Genomic DNA, 14234 nt, shown 5'->3' with positions numbered 1-14234 from the left:
GAAACGTCTGATTAAAAGGATCAGATTTGTTTATCGACTTCTTTTTTGATCCAATCATATCCTTTTTCTTCCAACTCCAAGGCCAGTTCAGGACCGCCTGATTTTACGATACGACCTTTATAAAGCACGTGAACAAAATCCGGAGCGATATAATCGAGCAATCTTTGATAGTGAGTAATTACGATTGTCGCATTTTGATCTGATTTCAACTTATTCACGCCTTCTGCAACGATACGTAAGGCATCTATATCCAGTCCGCTGTCCGTTTCGTCCAGAATCGACAAACGAGGCTGAAGCATAGCCATTTGAAAAATTTCGTTTTTCTTTTTTTCTCCGCCGGAAAAGCCTTCGTTTACCGATCGGCTCGCCAGTTTGTTATCTAACTCTACGATTTCGCGTTTTTCGCGCATCATGCGCAGAAAGTCTGTTGCGGATAGAGGTTCTAAACCCTTATACTTGCGTTGTTCGTTTACAGCGGCACGCATGAAGTTCACCATGCTTACACCCGGTATTTCTACCGGATATTGGAAACTCAAGAAAATGCCTTCGTGTGAACGGTCTTCAGGAGAAAGAGATAGCAGGTCTTTTCCATAAAAATTTACACTTCCTTCGGTCACTTCAAAGGCCGGATTTCCTGCCAGAACCGAAGATAATGTACTTTTCCCCGATCCGTTAGGACCCATAATCGCATGAACTTCTCCGGGTTTTACCGTCAGGTTAATTCCCTTTAATATCTCTTTGCCGTTGATACTGGCATGTAAATCTTTAATATCTAACATCGTATGTCGTCTTTTTTATGTTCAAATTAAAATATTCAATTATCCAACCGAGCCTTCTAAGGAGATTTGTAAAAGTTTCTGGGCTTCGACAGCAAATTCCATCGGGAGCTTGTTCATAACCTCTTTTGCGTAACCGTTTACAATCAGACCTACGGCATCTTCTGTCGGAATACCCCTTTGGTTGCAATAAAATATCTGATCTTCGCTGATCTTGGATGTAGTAGCTTCATGTTCTACGACTGCGGTATTGTTCTTTATGTCCATATACGGAAATGTGTGTGCTCCGCAATGAGAACTCAGCAATAAACTGTCGCATTGTGTATAATTACGGGCATTATCGGCACGAGGGGAAACTTTGACCAGTCCCCGATAGCTGTTTTGGCTGTATCCTGCAGAGATACCTTTGGAGACGATCGTACTTCTTGTATTCTTTCCTAAATGAATCATTTTCGTTCCCGTATCTGCCTGTTGGTGGTTATTGGTAACGGCAACCGAATAAAATTCTCCGATCGAATTGTCTCCGGCAAGTATGCAGCTCGGATATTTCCATGTAATGGCAGAGCCTGTTTCTACTTGTGTCCAAGAGATTTTCGAATGGTCTCCTTTACACATGCCTCGTTTCGTTACAAAGTTATAAATACCGCCTTTCCCGTTTTTATCACCGGGATACCAGTTCTGAACAGTAGAGTATTTTACTTCTGCACGGTCGTGGGCGATTATCTCTACTATTGCCGCATGCAGTTGGTTTTCGTCACGCATCGGAGCAGTGCACCCTTCGAGATAACTTACATAACTGTCGTCATCGGCTACGATTAAGGTGCGTTCGAATTGTCCCGTATTGGCTGCGTTGATACGGAAATAGGTTGATAATTCCATAGGGCAGCGTACCCCTTTGGGAATATACACGAACGAACCGTCGCTGAATACGGCGGAGTTGAGCGCTGCAAAAAAATTGTCACGATAAGATACTACCGAACCCAGATATTTTTTTACTAAGTCGGGATAATCTTTGACCGCCTCGCTGAACGAACAGAAAATTACGCCCAGTTCGGCGAGTTTTTCCCGGAATGTCGTTTTTACCGAAACACTGTCCATGACAGCATCGACGGCAATTCCGGAAAGTTTCATTTGTTCTTCCAAAGAGATTCCTAATTTGTTGAATGTTTTCAGTAACTCTGGATCTACTTCATCAAGGCTTTTCGGTCCTTCTTTTTTCTTAGGTGCAGCATAATAGCTGATTGCCTGGTAGTCGATAGAGGGAATATCTAAATGTGCCCAATGCGGCATCTTCAATGTTTTCCAGTGTTCATAAGCCTTTAGTCTGAATTCGAGAAGCCATTCGGGTTCGCCTTTTTTTTGAGAGATAAGCCTGATTACATTTTCACATAATCCGGTAGGAATCACTTCCGTTTCTATATCGGTTACAAATCCGTATTTATAATCGTTGAATGTAACGTCGTTTAATATTTGGTTAGGATCTTCTTGTTTCATATATATATTTTACATTTAGCCCATTATCGTTTATATCGGATAAAATGGGGATGTCGTAAGAATATCTTTTTAATAAACACACACTTATCTGTTTTGGTTTGTCTGTTTCTTTGTTTTTATTCTCGTTACGGAATGCTTGTTTAGATAAATCGAGAATAAAAGGAGCGACTTTTATTATTTCGGAATAAAAGTATGAATTTTCTTGCATTTTTGTATCTTTCGGATCTAACTCCTTGTGTAATAAATCATAAATATTCAGAACTGTACTGATTACAAGAATATATTTAAATCCGCAGAAAAGAACGCCTGCCCATTTGTCCGGAAGTCCGAGATGTAGCATCCGGGCAAAGCGTTGCATCAGTCGGGTGATAAATTTACAGGAGAAGAGAATGATCAAGAAAGTTACCAAATATGCGATTTTATGGTTGACGTATTCGGGAAACAGCTCTGTTTTATTCAATAGTAAACCCATGAAAGGAGATAACAGATTAGCCCCCAAAATAGCTAACAGTATTCCTCCCAAAGCTCCGATCTGACGAATAAGTCCTAAATGATAGCCTCGGAAAATACTGTACAAAATGAGTACGGCAATGACTATATCTATAATCTCGATTCTCATACTCCCTTTAAATCATTTGTCTCCGAACAGAAAAACACAGATGTCAAAAAGTTCCGGTTTGTCGGGTTACTTCTTTTACATCCGTGTTTATATTCTTGCTGCAAATAGGTAACCCGATTGTCTCGGTAATGCCTGTGCAGAGTTTTTACAATGTCTTTTTTACTTCGACCTCTTCATACGCTTCGATCAAGTCACCTATCTTGATGTCGTTGTAGTTGGCGATGTTAAGACCGCATTCATATCCGGTAGCAACTTCTTTTACATCTTCTTTGAATCGTTTCAGCGAACCGAGATCTCCGGAGTAAATGACGATACCGTCACGGATAAGGCGAATCTTGTTGGTACGTTTGATCTTACCTTCTTTAACCATACATCCGGCGACAGTTCCCACTTTTGTGATCTTGAAAGTTTCCCGTACTTCGACAGTCGCCGTAATTTCTTCCTTGATTTCCGGAGAAAGCATTCCTTCCATAGCAGATTTTACTTCCTCTATCGCATCGTAAATAATCGAGTAGAGTCGAATATCCACACCTTCTTTTTCTGCAAGACGGCGGGCTGCCATAGACGGACGTACTTGGAATCCTATGATGATTGCGTTTGATGCCGCAGCTAAGGTAATATCCGATTCGGAAATTTGTCCTACGGCTTTATGCAATACGTTTACCTGAATTTCTTCAGTTGATAATTTGATCAGAGAATCGCTCAATGCCTCTACCGAACCATCAACGTCTCCTTTTACGATTACATTCAGTTCTTGGAAATTACCGATGGCAATACGTCTTCCTATATCATCGAGAGTCAGTAGCTTGTGTGTCCTCAATCCGAGTTCTCGCTGTAACTGTTCTCGCTTGTTTGCAATCTCACGTGCTTCTTGCTCACTTTCCATTACGTGGAAAATGTCTCCTGCTTGCGGAGCGCCGTTCAAGCCTAAGATCAATGCGGGTGCAGACGGTCCGGCCTCATTGATCCGAGCATTTCGCTCATTGAACATGGCCTTGACACGACCGTGGTGTGTTCCTGCAAGAACAATATCTCCGGTGCGAAGAGTTCCGTTTTCTACCAATACGGTAGCTACATATCCTCGTCCTTTATCCAGAGTCGATTCGATTACCGAACCGGTAGCTTTACGGTCGGGGTTTGCTTTTAAGTCGAGCAACTCGGCTTCGAGTAGAACTTTTTCGAGCAGTTCGTGTACTCCTGTACCCTTTTTGGCCGAAATATCTTGAGACTGATATTTTCCACCCCATTCTTCGACAAGGTAATTCATGTTGGCCAATTCTTCCTTAATCTTATCGGGATTGGCGTTGGGTTTATCGACTTTGTTAATGGCAAATACGATAGGTACTCCTGCTGCCGATGCGTGGTTGATTGCTTCGACGGTTTGCGGCATCACGCTGTCGTCTGCGGCAACGATGATGATTGCGATGTCCGTAACTTTAGCTCCTCGTGCACGCATGGCAGTGAAAGCTTCGTGTCCGGGTGTATCCAAGAACGTGATTCTTCTACCGTCGCTCAATTTTACATTGTAAGCCCCGATATGCTGGGTGATACCTCCGGCTTCACCTGCGATGACATTCGCATTACGGATATAGTCGAGTAACGAAGTTTTTCCATGATCGACATGTCCCATAACCGTGACAATCGGGGGACGGTGAGTCAAGTCTTCTTCTTTATCTTCTTCTACATTGATCGCTTCTACTACCTCCGCACTGACATATTCTGTCTTGAATCCGAACTCTTCTGCTACGATATTGATCGTTTCCGCATCGAGTCGTTGGTTGATAGACACCATGATACCGATGCTCATACAAGTAGCGATAACGTTATTTACCGGTACGTTCATCATGACGGCCAGATCGTTAGCGGTAACGAACTCGGTCAGTTTCAGAATGCGACTTTCTTCCATCTCCTGCTCTTCCAGTTCCTGAGCTTTGTTGGCAAAAGCTTCGCGTTTCTCTTTACGCCATTTTGCACTCTTTTTCTGTCCTTTAGTTGTCAGTCTGGCCAGTGTTTCCTTGATCTGTTTCTGTACATCCTCTTCACTGATTTCAGTTTTTACCGGTTTTTTCAGTTTCAACTTAGGCCCTTTTGGGTTACCGTTGTTTCGAGATTGCGGATTTGTGGTCGGCGCATTCTTCTCAATATCGATTTTTTCTTTGCGGATACGTTTCCGTTTTTTGCGTTCCATATCCGTTTCTTGAGATTCGGCCGTTTTTGCGTCCGCAATAAGCGGCTTTTTCAGATCATTGCGCTGTTTATCTTTAGCTTCGCGCTCTTTCCTTTTCTCTTCTTTTGTTTTTTTCTTCGGACGAGTTTGTTGATTTAGTGCTGAAAGGTCTATTTTTCCGACAACATTGATATTCGTGGTCAGTTTAGGCCGGTTTAGCGTAAATATTTCGTCTTCTTTTGTTTCTTCGTTCATATGGATGGGTTCATCGTCCTCTTCTTCTTCGGAATTCTCGTCAATATCGTTTTCTGAAGTCAGATTTTCTTCCTCTTCTTCGATATTTGCAGTTTGGGGTTCTTCTGTAATTTCGGGTTCTTTTATAGAAATTTGTTCTTCTTCCTGAATTTCCTTTTCAATCTCGTTATGATCTTGTACGGGTTCTTCGGTAACTGTTTTTTCCTCTTTGTCCGTTACGGTCTCTTCCGGTTCTTCTTTTTTAGGAGCTACCGGGCGGTATAGATTATCTAAATCTATCTTTCCGACTTGTTTTATTCTCGGTTTTAATTCTTCGTCTATAGTTGTCGCTATTTCCGTTTTTCCCGATTCATTGTCCGATGCGGGTTCTTCATAGCCTTCGAGAGCGACGGTTGCTTTGTTTTTGTCTTTATTATGACGCTCCTGGCTGATACGTTCCGATTCGATTTTCAGATTTTTATCCGTACTGAACTCTTTTACCAGCAGGGTATACTGTTCGTCACTGATTTTCGTATTGGGATTTGACTCAATAGAAAATCCTTTCTTTTGCAGGAAATCGACAGCTGTCTGAATTCCTACATTTAAATCTCTTGCTACTTTATTTAACCTTATCGTCATAATCGTTTTTTAGCGTTATACAAAATGAAAGAAGAATATTTAGTCGGGTTCCGGGAGATTTTCCAGACTGGGAAACAGGGTAAATCCGTCTTACTTCGCAGTATGACGGATTTCCTTTCTATTCTTCTTCAAATTCTGCTTTTAATATATTAATTATTTCATCAACGGTGTTTTCTTCGAGATCTGCTTTTTCGATCAATTCTTCACGGGACATTGCCAATACGCTTTTGGCTGTAGCACATCCGATAGCTTTTAGGGCTTCTATCACCCAACCGTCGATTTCATCTTTAAATTCATCAAGATAAATGTCTTCTTCTTCTGTTTCATCGATGTCACGATATACGTCGATCGTATATCCGGTCAGCATACATGCTAATTTTATATTCAGTCCTCCTTTGCCGATAGCGAGAGAAACTTCTTCAGGTTTTAAGAATACTTCGGCTTTTTTTTCTTCTTCGTTCAGACGAATTGAAGAAATTTTTGCCGGACTCAATGATCTTTGGATAAACAGAGATGTATTTGCGGTATAGTTGATTACGTCGATATTTTCATTTCGCAATTCTCTGACGATACCGTGAATACGAGCACCTTTAACCCCGACGCAAGCGCCTACCGGATCTATGCGATCGTCATAAGATTCTACCGCAATTTTGGCACGTTCTCCCGGGATACGTGCTACTTTGCGAATAGTAATCAGACCGTCATGTATTTCCGGAACTTCCAGTTCGAACAACCGTTTCAGAAATTCTTCCGAAGTTCGGGATATGATAATTTTCGGATTATTGTTTTTGTTATCGACACGGGCGACTACCGCTCTTGCGGTTTCTCCTTTACGATAAAAATCCGAAGGAATTTGCTCTGTTTTCGGAAGAAGAAGTTCGTTCCCTTCATCATCGATAAGAAGCATTTCCTTTTTCCAGATCTGGTAAACTTCTGCACTGACGATTTGTCCGATTCTATCTTTGTATTTATTGTAAATAGCATCTTTTTGCAGTTCCAGAATTTTTGATGCCAATGTCTGACGCAGGTTTAAAATAGCCCGGCGTCCGAATTTTTCGAAAATTACTTCGTCGGTAACTTCTTCACCTACTTCGTAATCGTTATCGATTTTTTTGGCCTCGGATAAAGAGATTTGCAGATTGGGATCGCTGACTTGTCCGTCTTCGACTACTTCGCGGTTTCTCCATATTTCAAAGTCCCCTTTGTCGGGATTTACAATAACATCGAAGTTTTCGTCCGTACCGAACATTTTCGCTAATACGTTGCGGAACGATTCTTCCAACACGCTGATCATTGTCGTTCTGTCAATGTTCTTCAGTTCTTTAAACTCCGAGAACGTGTCGACCATGCTGATTGCTTCCTCTTTTTTGGCCATATTTATTTAAATCTGATTAAATATTTTGTGTACTTTATTTCATCATAACCGAAAGCGAGATCTTCCGAAACCTCTACTTTCCGTTTACTGGTTTCTGTCTTTACTTTTTTTGTTATTGTGACAATAAATTTATCTTCGTCCGCTTCCTTTAGGACTCCGTTGAGCTTTAATCCCGATTTGGTGAGGACTTCGACTTCATTGCCTATATTTTTTTTATACTGTTTCAGAACTTTGAACGGAGATGTAATGCCTGCCGACCCTACTTCAAGCTCATAGTCTTCTATATCTCGGTCGAGGTGTTCTTCTATAAATCTGTGCAAGGTCGAGCATTGTTCTATATCTATGCCCTCTTCGTTATCTATTTCAACAATGATACTGTTGCCCGGCTTTACCTGAACATCTACCATAAAGCAGTCTGTTCCCGACAGTCCTTTTTCTACAAGTTCCTTTACAAAATCTTTTTCTATCATTCAACTTCTTTTAATGGGGAAGGAGATGATGTCTAATATGTTTTTCGATAGCGATAGTTTTATATTAGAACAAAACGAGGGGGCAATGTGCCCCCTCCTTCTTCTCCCTTTTGCGTTGCAAATATACAAAATATAGGTACGTCAACAAATAGTTCGGTTGCATTTTCCTATCATAATGCAAAATTATTTTATTATTTTAATATATATTTATATGTATTAATATATTGGATTCTATTCAATAGGAAACGGGAAAGACTTGAGTTCTTTTTCTAAAATTTTCTCTTTGCCTTGACAATATCGGTTACATAGTTGGTGGAAACGTTCTCCGTGATTCATTTCAGATAAATGAGCTAATTCGTGAAAAATTACGTAATCAATCAGGCGATCGGGCAGAAACATAAGATGATAGGACAGGAGTATATTGCGTCGCATATCGCATCTGCCGAGCCGTTTCCGTCCATGAGACACCGATACGCTGTTATAGGTCAGGTTTAATTGTTTGGCTAATAAATCGAGGCGTTCCGGCAGGTACTTTTCGGCCTCTTGTTTGATGAATCGTTTGATACCGGCAGATATGATTCTTTGGGTTTCGGGAGATTCGAAATCTGTCGTGTCGGGGCAGAATATAAATAGCGTATTGTTGTATAGCTTGAACAGGTATTTGTTTTTGTTATGTGTTTGTATGGCAATAGTAAAGTTTCGGGTTTCGAGCAAAGTTCCCGGACGTAATATTTTGTCGTTTTTACGTACGTATATTTTTCGTATGTTTTCCCTGTTTTTGTTTATGGATTGTGTTATCTGTGCGTAGGTAATACCTTCCGGAACGGTTATCTGTAGTGAATTATCCCGTATCTTGAAAATGAGATGCCGGGCTGTCGGGTGGAGATACAGAATTATTGTACCGAATTCGGGGTCTTCGTATTGATATTTTTTCATGTGGCAAATATATTGTTTTTATCAAATACTGTGTGTCTATAAATGTTAGAGTCTATATAAATTTTCCTACAAAGAGATTTTATCCGGTTATTTTTTGTGTTTTTTCTACACTGTTTTCTCGCTTTCATTCATCGGATGGTCTACTATCTCCTTTGTAAGAACAAAAAAATTAGAAGAAGGTATTAAACTTGACCTGAACAAAATTTAAACAGACTTTAGGTGAACTAAATTTGCATAAATAGTTTTCTTTATCGTGTTTTGTTCTGATCTGTTTGGCATTATCATGCTATTGTATATTAAAATATTATATGTATATTTGCGGTGTTCGGGCCTGCGAGCCTGAAGATCTTCTGCGATTATCCGATACCAAAGTAGCGGGTAATCGCAGTCGTATTTTTAGAGGATCGCTTTGTGTTATATTACCTCTCCTTTTTGACTTATCACAATTGCTCCATTTAAATCTGCTGATTCGATCATTTTTGCATTGACAACTGATTGAGTTTATCATTCTTTAATTTGTGCTGTTTTTAAGTCGATCTTAATGACCGCATAATCCGCCTGTTTTTGTGGCTTGTGCTTAAAATTAGCAATATTACACTTTGTGTTTCTTGTATATGTACTTTTCATTTTTTTTCGTGTTTTGTTCTGATCTGTTTGGGGTTAAGAATATTTATATGTATCGGAAATTTTCTATATAAATGTTTTTAACGTCTATATAAGGTTAAAATTAGTACCTTGTATTACAAGGTATTTATATTTTGTGTTATATTTGTAGCGTAAAGGTGTAATGTATGAATACGGAAAATATAAAATCTCAGATGCGCAAGGGGATTCTTGAGTATTGTACGCTCTTGATTCTTAGTAAAAAGCGGGCGTATGTGTCGGATATTATACAATCTTTGAAAGAATCTCGTCTTATTGTGGTCGAAGGTACGCTTTATCCGCTGTTGACACGCTTGAAAAATGCCGGTCTGCTTGATTATGAATGGGAAGAATCTCCTCAAGGTCCTCCTCGAAAATATTATCGTTTGACAGAGACCGGGAGAGCGTTCCTGAATGAGTTGGAAAGTGCTTGGATAGAATTGAACCGCACAGTCGAACATATTCGGGAGATATAGTTTTATATAGATGATAAATAATATATATAATAGATATGAAAAAGACGCTAACGGTAAATCTGAATAATACGGTATATCATATCGATGAAGACGCTTATAGCCAGTTGCAGGATTACTTGGAAAGTCTGAACGATTATTTCCGGAATGAAGAAGGAGCAAGCGAGATATTGAGCGATATCGAGGCTCGTATTGCCGAGTTGTTTAAAGAAAGAATGCGTTTCGGTATGCAAATAATTACGGTGCGCGAGGTGGATGAAATCATCTCTGTGATGGGACATCCCGAAGATTTTGCTTCTGATACGCTGAATATTGAAACCGATGATAAGGAGGTCGGAGAAAAAGAAGTTGAAAATCAGGATACTGAAAAAGGGGAGGATGGAACGACACCTCAGGAAAAAATTCCCGAGAGAAACCGACGGCGTCTGTTTAGGGATAAGGACGATGCTTTTCTTGGCGGTGTAGCTTCAGGATTGGGATATTATCTCGGTGTCAGCACAGCGCTTGTCCGCATTTTGTTCGTATTGTTTACTTTTCTTACCGGATATGCGCTTCTGATTTATTTGGTTTTGTGGATTTGTATTCCGGAGGCTAAAACTGCTGCACAGAAATTAGAGATGAGAGGGGAGGCGGCGACGGTCGATAATATCAAACGATTTGTTTCCGAAACGATAGCAAAAGAGGAATTAGGACCGGAGAAAAAAACTTTCGGTGATTATGTGCTTTCGGCAATTAAGATCGTATTGAAATTCGTATTTATAATTTTCGGTGGATGTCTTGGTTTTATTTTGCTGGTTCTTTTGTCTTCTTTATTGTTTGTGTTATTGGCGGCGGCCGGAGGCACGGTTGGAATTGTTACGCAAGGCATAGATCCGTTTTTTATGCAGATGTTCTCTGTCGTTCATTATCCGTGGATGTTGACTGCCGTTTTGCTGGTATTGCTGGCCATTCCGGTATATGCCGTATTGAGAATGGTTTTAGGGCGTGTATTTAATTTCCCTCCCCAATCCCGCTGGGTGACAGTCTTGTTGGTTATATTGTGGAGCATAGCTTTTGTTGCCGGTATGGTAATGTGGTTTATTTCGTTACCCGGAATACACACTGTATTGAATCAGTATCAGGGGAATATAATATAGGTGGCTCGGTTGATTTAGATTGCTTCTAAGGGATTATTATTTTAAAAGCCTTTGTCCGTTTGATTCGGATAAGGGCTTTCTTCTTTGGTATAATTTTATTGACTGTTGCGATAAGCTTGAGGACTCATGCCGACATGGCGTTTGAAATATTTTCCGAAAAATGATACGTTCGGGAAATTCAAGGAGTAAGAAATTTCCTGTATTGTCAATTCTGTCGATTTTAGTTGGGCTTTAGCGTCGAGGATTACCATTCGGGCAATAATGTCGGAGGCGGTAAATCCTGTGATTTGCTTTATGGTCGTGCACAAGTGTTGCGGAGTGATATTCAGTTGTTCGGCGTAAAATGAGATGGAACGTTCTCGTGTATAATGTTGCATGACAAGTCCGACAAACTGTTTCCGGATTTCTTCTTTCCGGGTAAGGGCAGGCGGATTCAATGTATGTTTCTGATACATGTATCCGATTCCTTGCAGCATCGATTGTAGGATGCTCTTGGTAATTTCCGTATTGAATATTTCTGTGATCTGTTCCTGGGTTTTCACCAGTAAAGAAAAATATTCTGCAAGAAGTTCTGCGCTTTCTTGTTTTAAGGATATTACCGGATTTTCTATGACTTGAGGCAGGAAATCTGCTGAAAATTTTACCATGTTGGTTTGGCTCAGAAATTCCGATGAAAAAGCGACGAAACACAATCGGACTTTTCCTTGTTGTCCGATAAACTGAAGGATATTTCCCGGTAAAATAGAGACGAAATCATTCTTCTTTATATAATAGTCGGTCATTTTTATGGAAGCATGTATCTCTCCTTCTAAACATAACACGAAGATTCCGGCTTTTAATCGGAACGGTTGTTTGTAAAATGCCAAGATTTCTTCGGTGATATCTGTTCCTATAATGATATTTTCAGATATGTCGAATTGTGGTAAATCGGTTCTAAGCATATCTTGTATTTTTAATATTCGATTGCAAAAATAAGAAAATAAAACCGATATTCCTGTGAAAATATTAAAAATAGATCAATTTATATATTGTATCGTTTATCTGCTCCCCACATGAGTTTGTCTCGTAAGGTATCGTTAAAAACGTGATTGTTCCGTTTTACGATAGGGATGGTGAAAGGGGCTTTGCAAATAATTAATTCATGATTTGTACCCATCATGGCGGAACGTCCGTCCAGACTTACCAAAAAGTTGTTACTTCGGCTTTCGATTTGCATACGGATCGTATCTTGATCATTGAATACCAAAGGACGGACATTCAAACTGTGGGGAGCAACCGGTGCTATTACGAAGTTCGGAGCTTGCGGAACGAGTATCGGGCCGCCTACGCTCAATGAATATCCGGTCGATCCGGTAGGAGTCGAAACAATTAGCCCGTCAGCTTGATAGGTGTTCAGAAATACATCGTTCAAATATGTGCGGATGGTGATCATTGAAGAACTGTCTCTTTTCAGAATGGCGGCTTCGTTCAGTGCAAAAGGCCAAAACTTAACGGGGAGAGCATCTGCTTTTAGTTGTAGTAGAGAACGTTCTTCGATTCGGTAATCGCCGTTAAACAGTTCTGCTACAGCTTCATCTATTTCATTTTCGGCTACATCGGCAAGAAATCCGAGACGTCCGGTATTGATTCCCAATATCGGGATGTGTTTGTTACCGACCCGTTCGGCAGTTTTTAAGAATGTTCCGTCTCCGCCGAGGCTGAGAGCCATATCTGCCGAAAAATTATTGTCTGTAATCAGCTTGCTGTATCGAGGTTCTATTTTCATTACAGTATGCAGAAAGCGGTAGAACTCTTCACAAATAAGAATTTCCGCATTATATTTGCTTAATGCGTTGAAAAGATGCTTTGCCTGTATGCTTTTTTCTGCTTGATATAAATTCCCGAAAATGGCTATTCTCATCGTTATTTACATTTTTTATGAGCTTTTTGATCTTTTGCTAACGTTTTTCTTTAGATTTCTGTAAAACCTATTAATTTTGCATCAGCACAAAGTTCTTTTGCAAACGTACATAAAATTTTTGGCTTCGGAGATATTTTTCAGTCTTACCGGGTCGAAAAAAGTTCTTTTTATCATAAGTAGAATTAATTTTGGAAAAATGACCAAATTAAGTGTAAATGTAAATAAGATTGCCACGTTGCGTAATGCCAGAGGTGGTAATATGCCTAATGTCTTGAAAGTTGCGCTGGACTGTGAAGTTTTTGGCGCTGACGGAATCACGGTACATCCTCGGCCGGATGAACGACATATCCGCTATTCTGACGTGCATGAGCTCAGACCTCAGTTAAGAACTGAATTCAACATTGAGGGTTATCCGTCCGATCCTTTTATAAATTTGGTGTTGCAAGTCAAACCGAATCAGGTGACGTTAGTTCCCGATGCTCCGGATGCGATCACTTCCAATGCCGGTTGGGATACACGTACGCATTTCGATTTTTTAAGCGAGATAATAGACCGATTTAATCAAGTCGGTATTCGAACATCGATCTTTGTGGATACCGATCCTGAATTGATAGAGTTTGCCGCCAAAACCGGGACGGACAGAATCGAATTATATACCGAACCGTATGCTTCGGCTTATGCTTCGGATCGTGAAAAAGCTGTCGCTCCTTTTATCAAAGCTGCGGCATTGGCTCATAAATTGGGCTTGGGTATCAATGCCGGACATGATCTGAATCTTGAGAATTTGCGATATTTTCATGAGCAGATTCCTGTTTTGGATGAAGTTTCTATCGGGCATGCTCTTATCACTGATGCCCTTTATCTGGGGTTGCAGGAGACTATTCGCCAATATAAAGATTGTCTTAAATAACATCGATAACCGAAAAATAAAATTATATGAATTTGTTGCTTTCTCTTTTAGCTGATGCTAATATGGTAATGCCGGTTTCTGCCGGGACGACTGCAGCTCCTGTTGCTGAGTTGAATATGTGGGATTTGTCGCTGAAAGGCGGTGTTATTATGATTCCGCTCCTGATATTGTCTATTCTGGCAATTTATATCTTTATAGAACGTGCTGTGGTCATCCGTAAAGCGGCACGGGAAGACCGTACGTTTATGGATCGCATCAAAGACTATATCCATGAAGGAGATGTAGATGCGGCTTTGAATCTTTGTAAAAAGACCGATACACCTTATGCGCGCTTGATTGAAAAAGGAATTACCCGATTGGGTCGGCCTATGAATGATGTGCTGGTAGCAATAGAGAATGTCGGTAATCTCGAAGTTGCGAAGCTGGAGAAAGGTTTTCCTTGGTTGGCAACGGCTGCGGCGGG

The 14234-nt window shown here is 40.4% G+C and carries 13 protein-coding genes; 4 read left to right on the top strand and 9 right to left on the bottom strand.

Annotated elements, in window-relative coordinates:
• Positions 1-20: 20 nt before the first annotated feature.
• From sufC to AC1WHX_RS00900, 7 genes are all read right to left on the bottom strand, one after another.
• Positions 21-779: a Fe-S cluster assembly ATPase SufC gene (gene sufC, locus AC1WHX_RS00930; protein ID WP_009319031.1), complete on the bottom strand. Its 759-nt coding sequence runs from the start codon at positions 777-779 to the stop codon at positions 21-23.
• A gap of 39 nt (positions 780-818) precedes the next feature.
• A complete protein-coding gene (gene sufB, locus AC1WHX_RS00925; RefSeq protein WP_122337141.1) occupies positions 819-2270 on the bottom strand; it encodes a Fe-S cluster assembly protein SufB in 1452 nt (483 codons plus the stop codon).
• Positions 2251-2889, bottom strand: a complete 639-nt coding sequence (locus AC1WHX_RS00920; protein ID WP_122337142.1) for a CvpA family protein — start codon at positions 2887-2889, stop codon at positions 2251-2253. Before AC1WHX_RS00920 ends, sufB begins: the two co-directional genes overlap by 20 nt.
• Before the next feature lie 145 nt (positions 2890-3034).
• Positions 3035-5929: a translation initiation factor IF-2 gene (infB, locus tag AC1WHX_RS00915; RefSeq protein WP_302544539.1), complete on the bottom strand. Its 2895-nt coding sequence runs from the start codon at positions 5927-5929 to the stop codon at positions 3035-3037.
• A gap of 118 nt (positions 5930-6047) precedes the next feature.
• On the bottom strand, positions 6048-7304 hold the full coding sequence (gene nusA, locus AC1WHX_RS00910; protein ID WP_022391095.1) for a transcription termination factor NusA: 1257 nt from the start codon (positions 7302-7304) through the stop codon (positions 6048-6050).
• 2 nt (positions 7305-7306) lie between these two features.
• Positions 7307-7774, bottom strand: a complete 468-nt coding sequence (gene rimP, locus AC1WHX_RS00905; protein WP_122304293.1) for a ribosome assembly cofactor RimP — start codon at positions 7772-7774, stop codon at positions 7307-7309.
• A 231-nt stretch (positions 7775-8005) separates the two neighbouring features.
• A complete protein-coding gene (locus tag AC1WHX_RS00900) occupies positions 8006-8710 on the bottom strand; it encodes a M48 family metallopeptidase (protein ID WP_009319025.1) in 705 nt (234 codons plus the stop codon).
• A 791-nt stretch (positions 8711-9501) separates the two neighbouring features.
• Here AC1WHX_RS00900 and AC1WHX_RS00895 point away from each other — a divergent pair.
• Both AC1WHX_RS00895 and AC1WHX_RS00890 read left to right on the top strand, forming a co-directional pair.
• Positions 9502-9828 carry a PadR family transcriptional regulator gene (locus tag AC1WHX_RS00895; protein ID WP_122337145.1) on the top strand — a complete coding sequence of 109 codons (327 nt, stop codon included), beginning with the start codon at positions 9502-9504 and terminating at the stop codon, positions 9826-9828.
• A gap of 35 nt (positions 9829-9863) precedes the next feature.
• Positions 9864-10961 (top strand): PspC domain-containing protein, encoded by a 1098-nt coding sequence (locus tag AC1WHX_RS00890; RefSeq protein WP_122337146.1) that lies wholly within the window; start codon positions 9864-9866, stop codon positions 10959-10961.
• Between the two features lie 95 nt (positions 10962-11056).
• Here the strand turns inward: AC1WHX_RS00890 and AC1WHX_RS00885 are convergent, their stop codons facing one another.
• A complete protein-coding gene (locus tag AC1WHX_RS00885) occupies positions 11057-11902 on the bottom strand; it encodes a helix-turn-helix domain-containing protein (protein ID WP_022391098.1) in 846 nt (281 codons plus the stop codon).
• An 80-nt stretch (positions 11903-11982) separates the two neighbouring features.
• Entirely contained in the window at positions 11983-12861 is an 879-nt protein-coding gene (locus AC1WHX_RS00880) for an NAD kinase (protein ID WP_481228800.1), read from the bottom strand.
• Positions 12862-13057: 196 nt separating this feature from the next.
• Between AC1WHX_RS00880 and AC1WHX_RS00875 the strand changes: the two genes are divergently transcribed.
• Both AC1WHX_RS00875 and AC1WHX_RS00870 read left to right on the top strand, forming a co-directional pair.
• Positions 13058-13771 (top strand): pyridoxine 5'-phosphate synthase, encoded by a 714-nt coding sequence (locus tag AC1WHX_RS00875; RefSeq protein ID WP_122337183.1) that lies wholly within the window; start codon positions 13058-13060, stop codon positions 13769-13771.
• Positions 13772-13797: 26 nt separating this feature from the next.
• The coding region (locus AC1WHX_RS00870; RefSeq protein WP_481228799.1) for a MotA/TolQ/ExbB proton channel family protein at positions 13798-14234 on the top strand (437 nt) is incomplete at its 3' end.

The organism is Coprobacter sp., from assembly GCF_982436375.1.
The sequence above is the reverse complement of the archived record's forward strand: the minus strand, read 5'-3'. Positions and strand labels throughout refer to the sequence as shown.

Coding starts and splice junctions, on each gene's coding strand:
- AC1WHX_RS00895 (WP_122337145.1), top strand. CDS start 9,502: ATGAATACGGAAAATATAAAATCTCAGATGCGCAAGGGGATTCTTGAG.
- sufC (WP_009319031.1), bottom strand. CDS start 779: ATGTTAGATATTAAAGATTTACATGCCAGTATCAACGGCAAAGAGATA.
- rimP (WP_122304293.1), bottom strand. CDS start 7,774: ATGATAGAAAAAGATTTTGTAAAGGAACTTGTAGAAAAAGGACTGTCG.
- AC1WHX_RS00875 (WP_122337183.1), top strand. CDS start 13,058: ATGACCAAATTAAGTGTAAATGTAAATAAGATTGCCACGTTGCGTAAT.
- AC1WHX_RS00885 (WP_022391098.1), bottom strand. CDS start 11,902: ATGCTTAGAACCGATTTACCACAATTCGACATATCTGAAAATATCATT.
- AC1WHX_RS00920 (WP_122337142.1), bottom strand. CDS start 2,889: ATGAGAATCGAGATTATAGATATAGTCATTGCCGTACTCATTTTGTAC.
- sufB (WP_122337141.1), bottom strand. CDS start 2,270: ATGAAACAAGAAGATCCTAACCAAATATTAAACGACGTTACATTCAAC.
- nusA (WP_022391095.1), bottom strand. CDS start 7,304: ATGGCCAAAAAAGAGGAAGCAATCAGCATGGTCGACACGTTCTCGGAG.
- AC1WHX_RS00900 (WP_009319025.1), bottom strand. CDS start 8,710: ATGAAAAAATATCAATACGAAGACCCCGAATTCGGTACAATAATTCTG.
- infB (WP_302544539.1), bottom strand. CDS start 5,929: ATGACGATAAGGTTAAATAAAGTAGCAAGAGATTTAAATGTAGGAATT.
- AC1WHX_RS00880 (WP_481228800.1), bottom strand. CDS start 12,861: ATGAGAATAGCCATTTTCGGGAATTTATATCAAGCAGAAAAAAGCATA.
- AC1WHX_RS00890 (WP_122337146.1), top strand. CDS start 9,864: ATGAAAAAGACGCTAACGGTAAATCTGAATAATACGGTATATCATATC.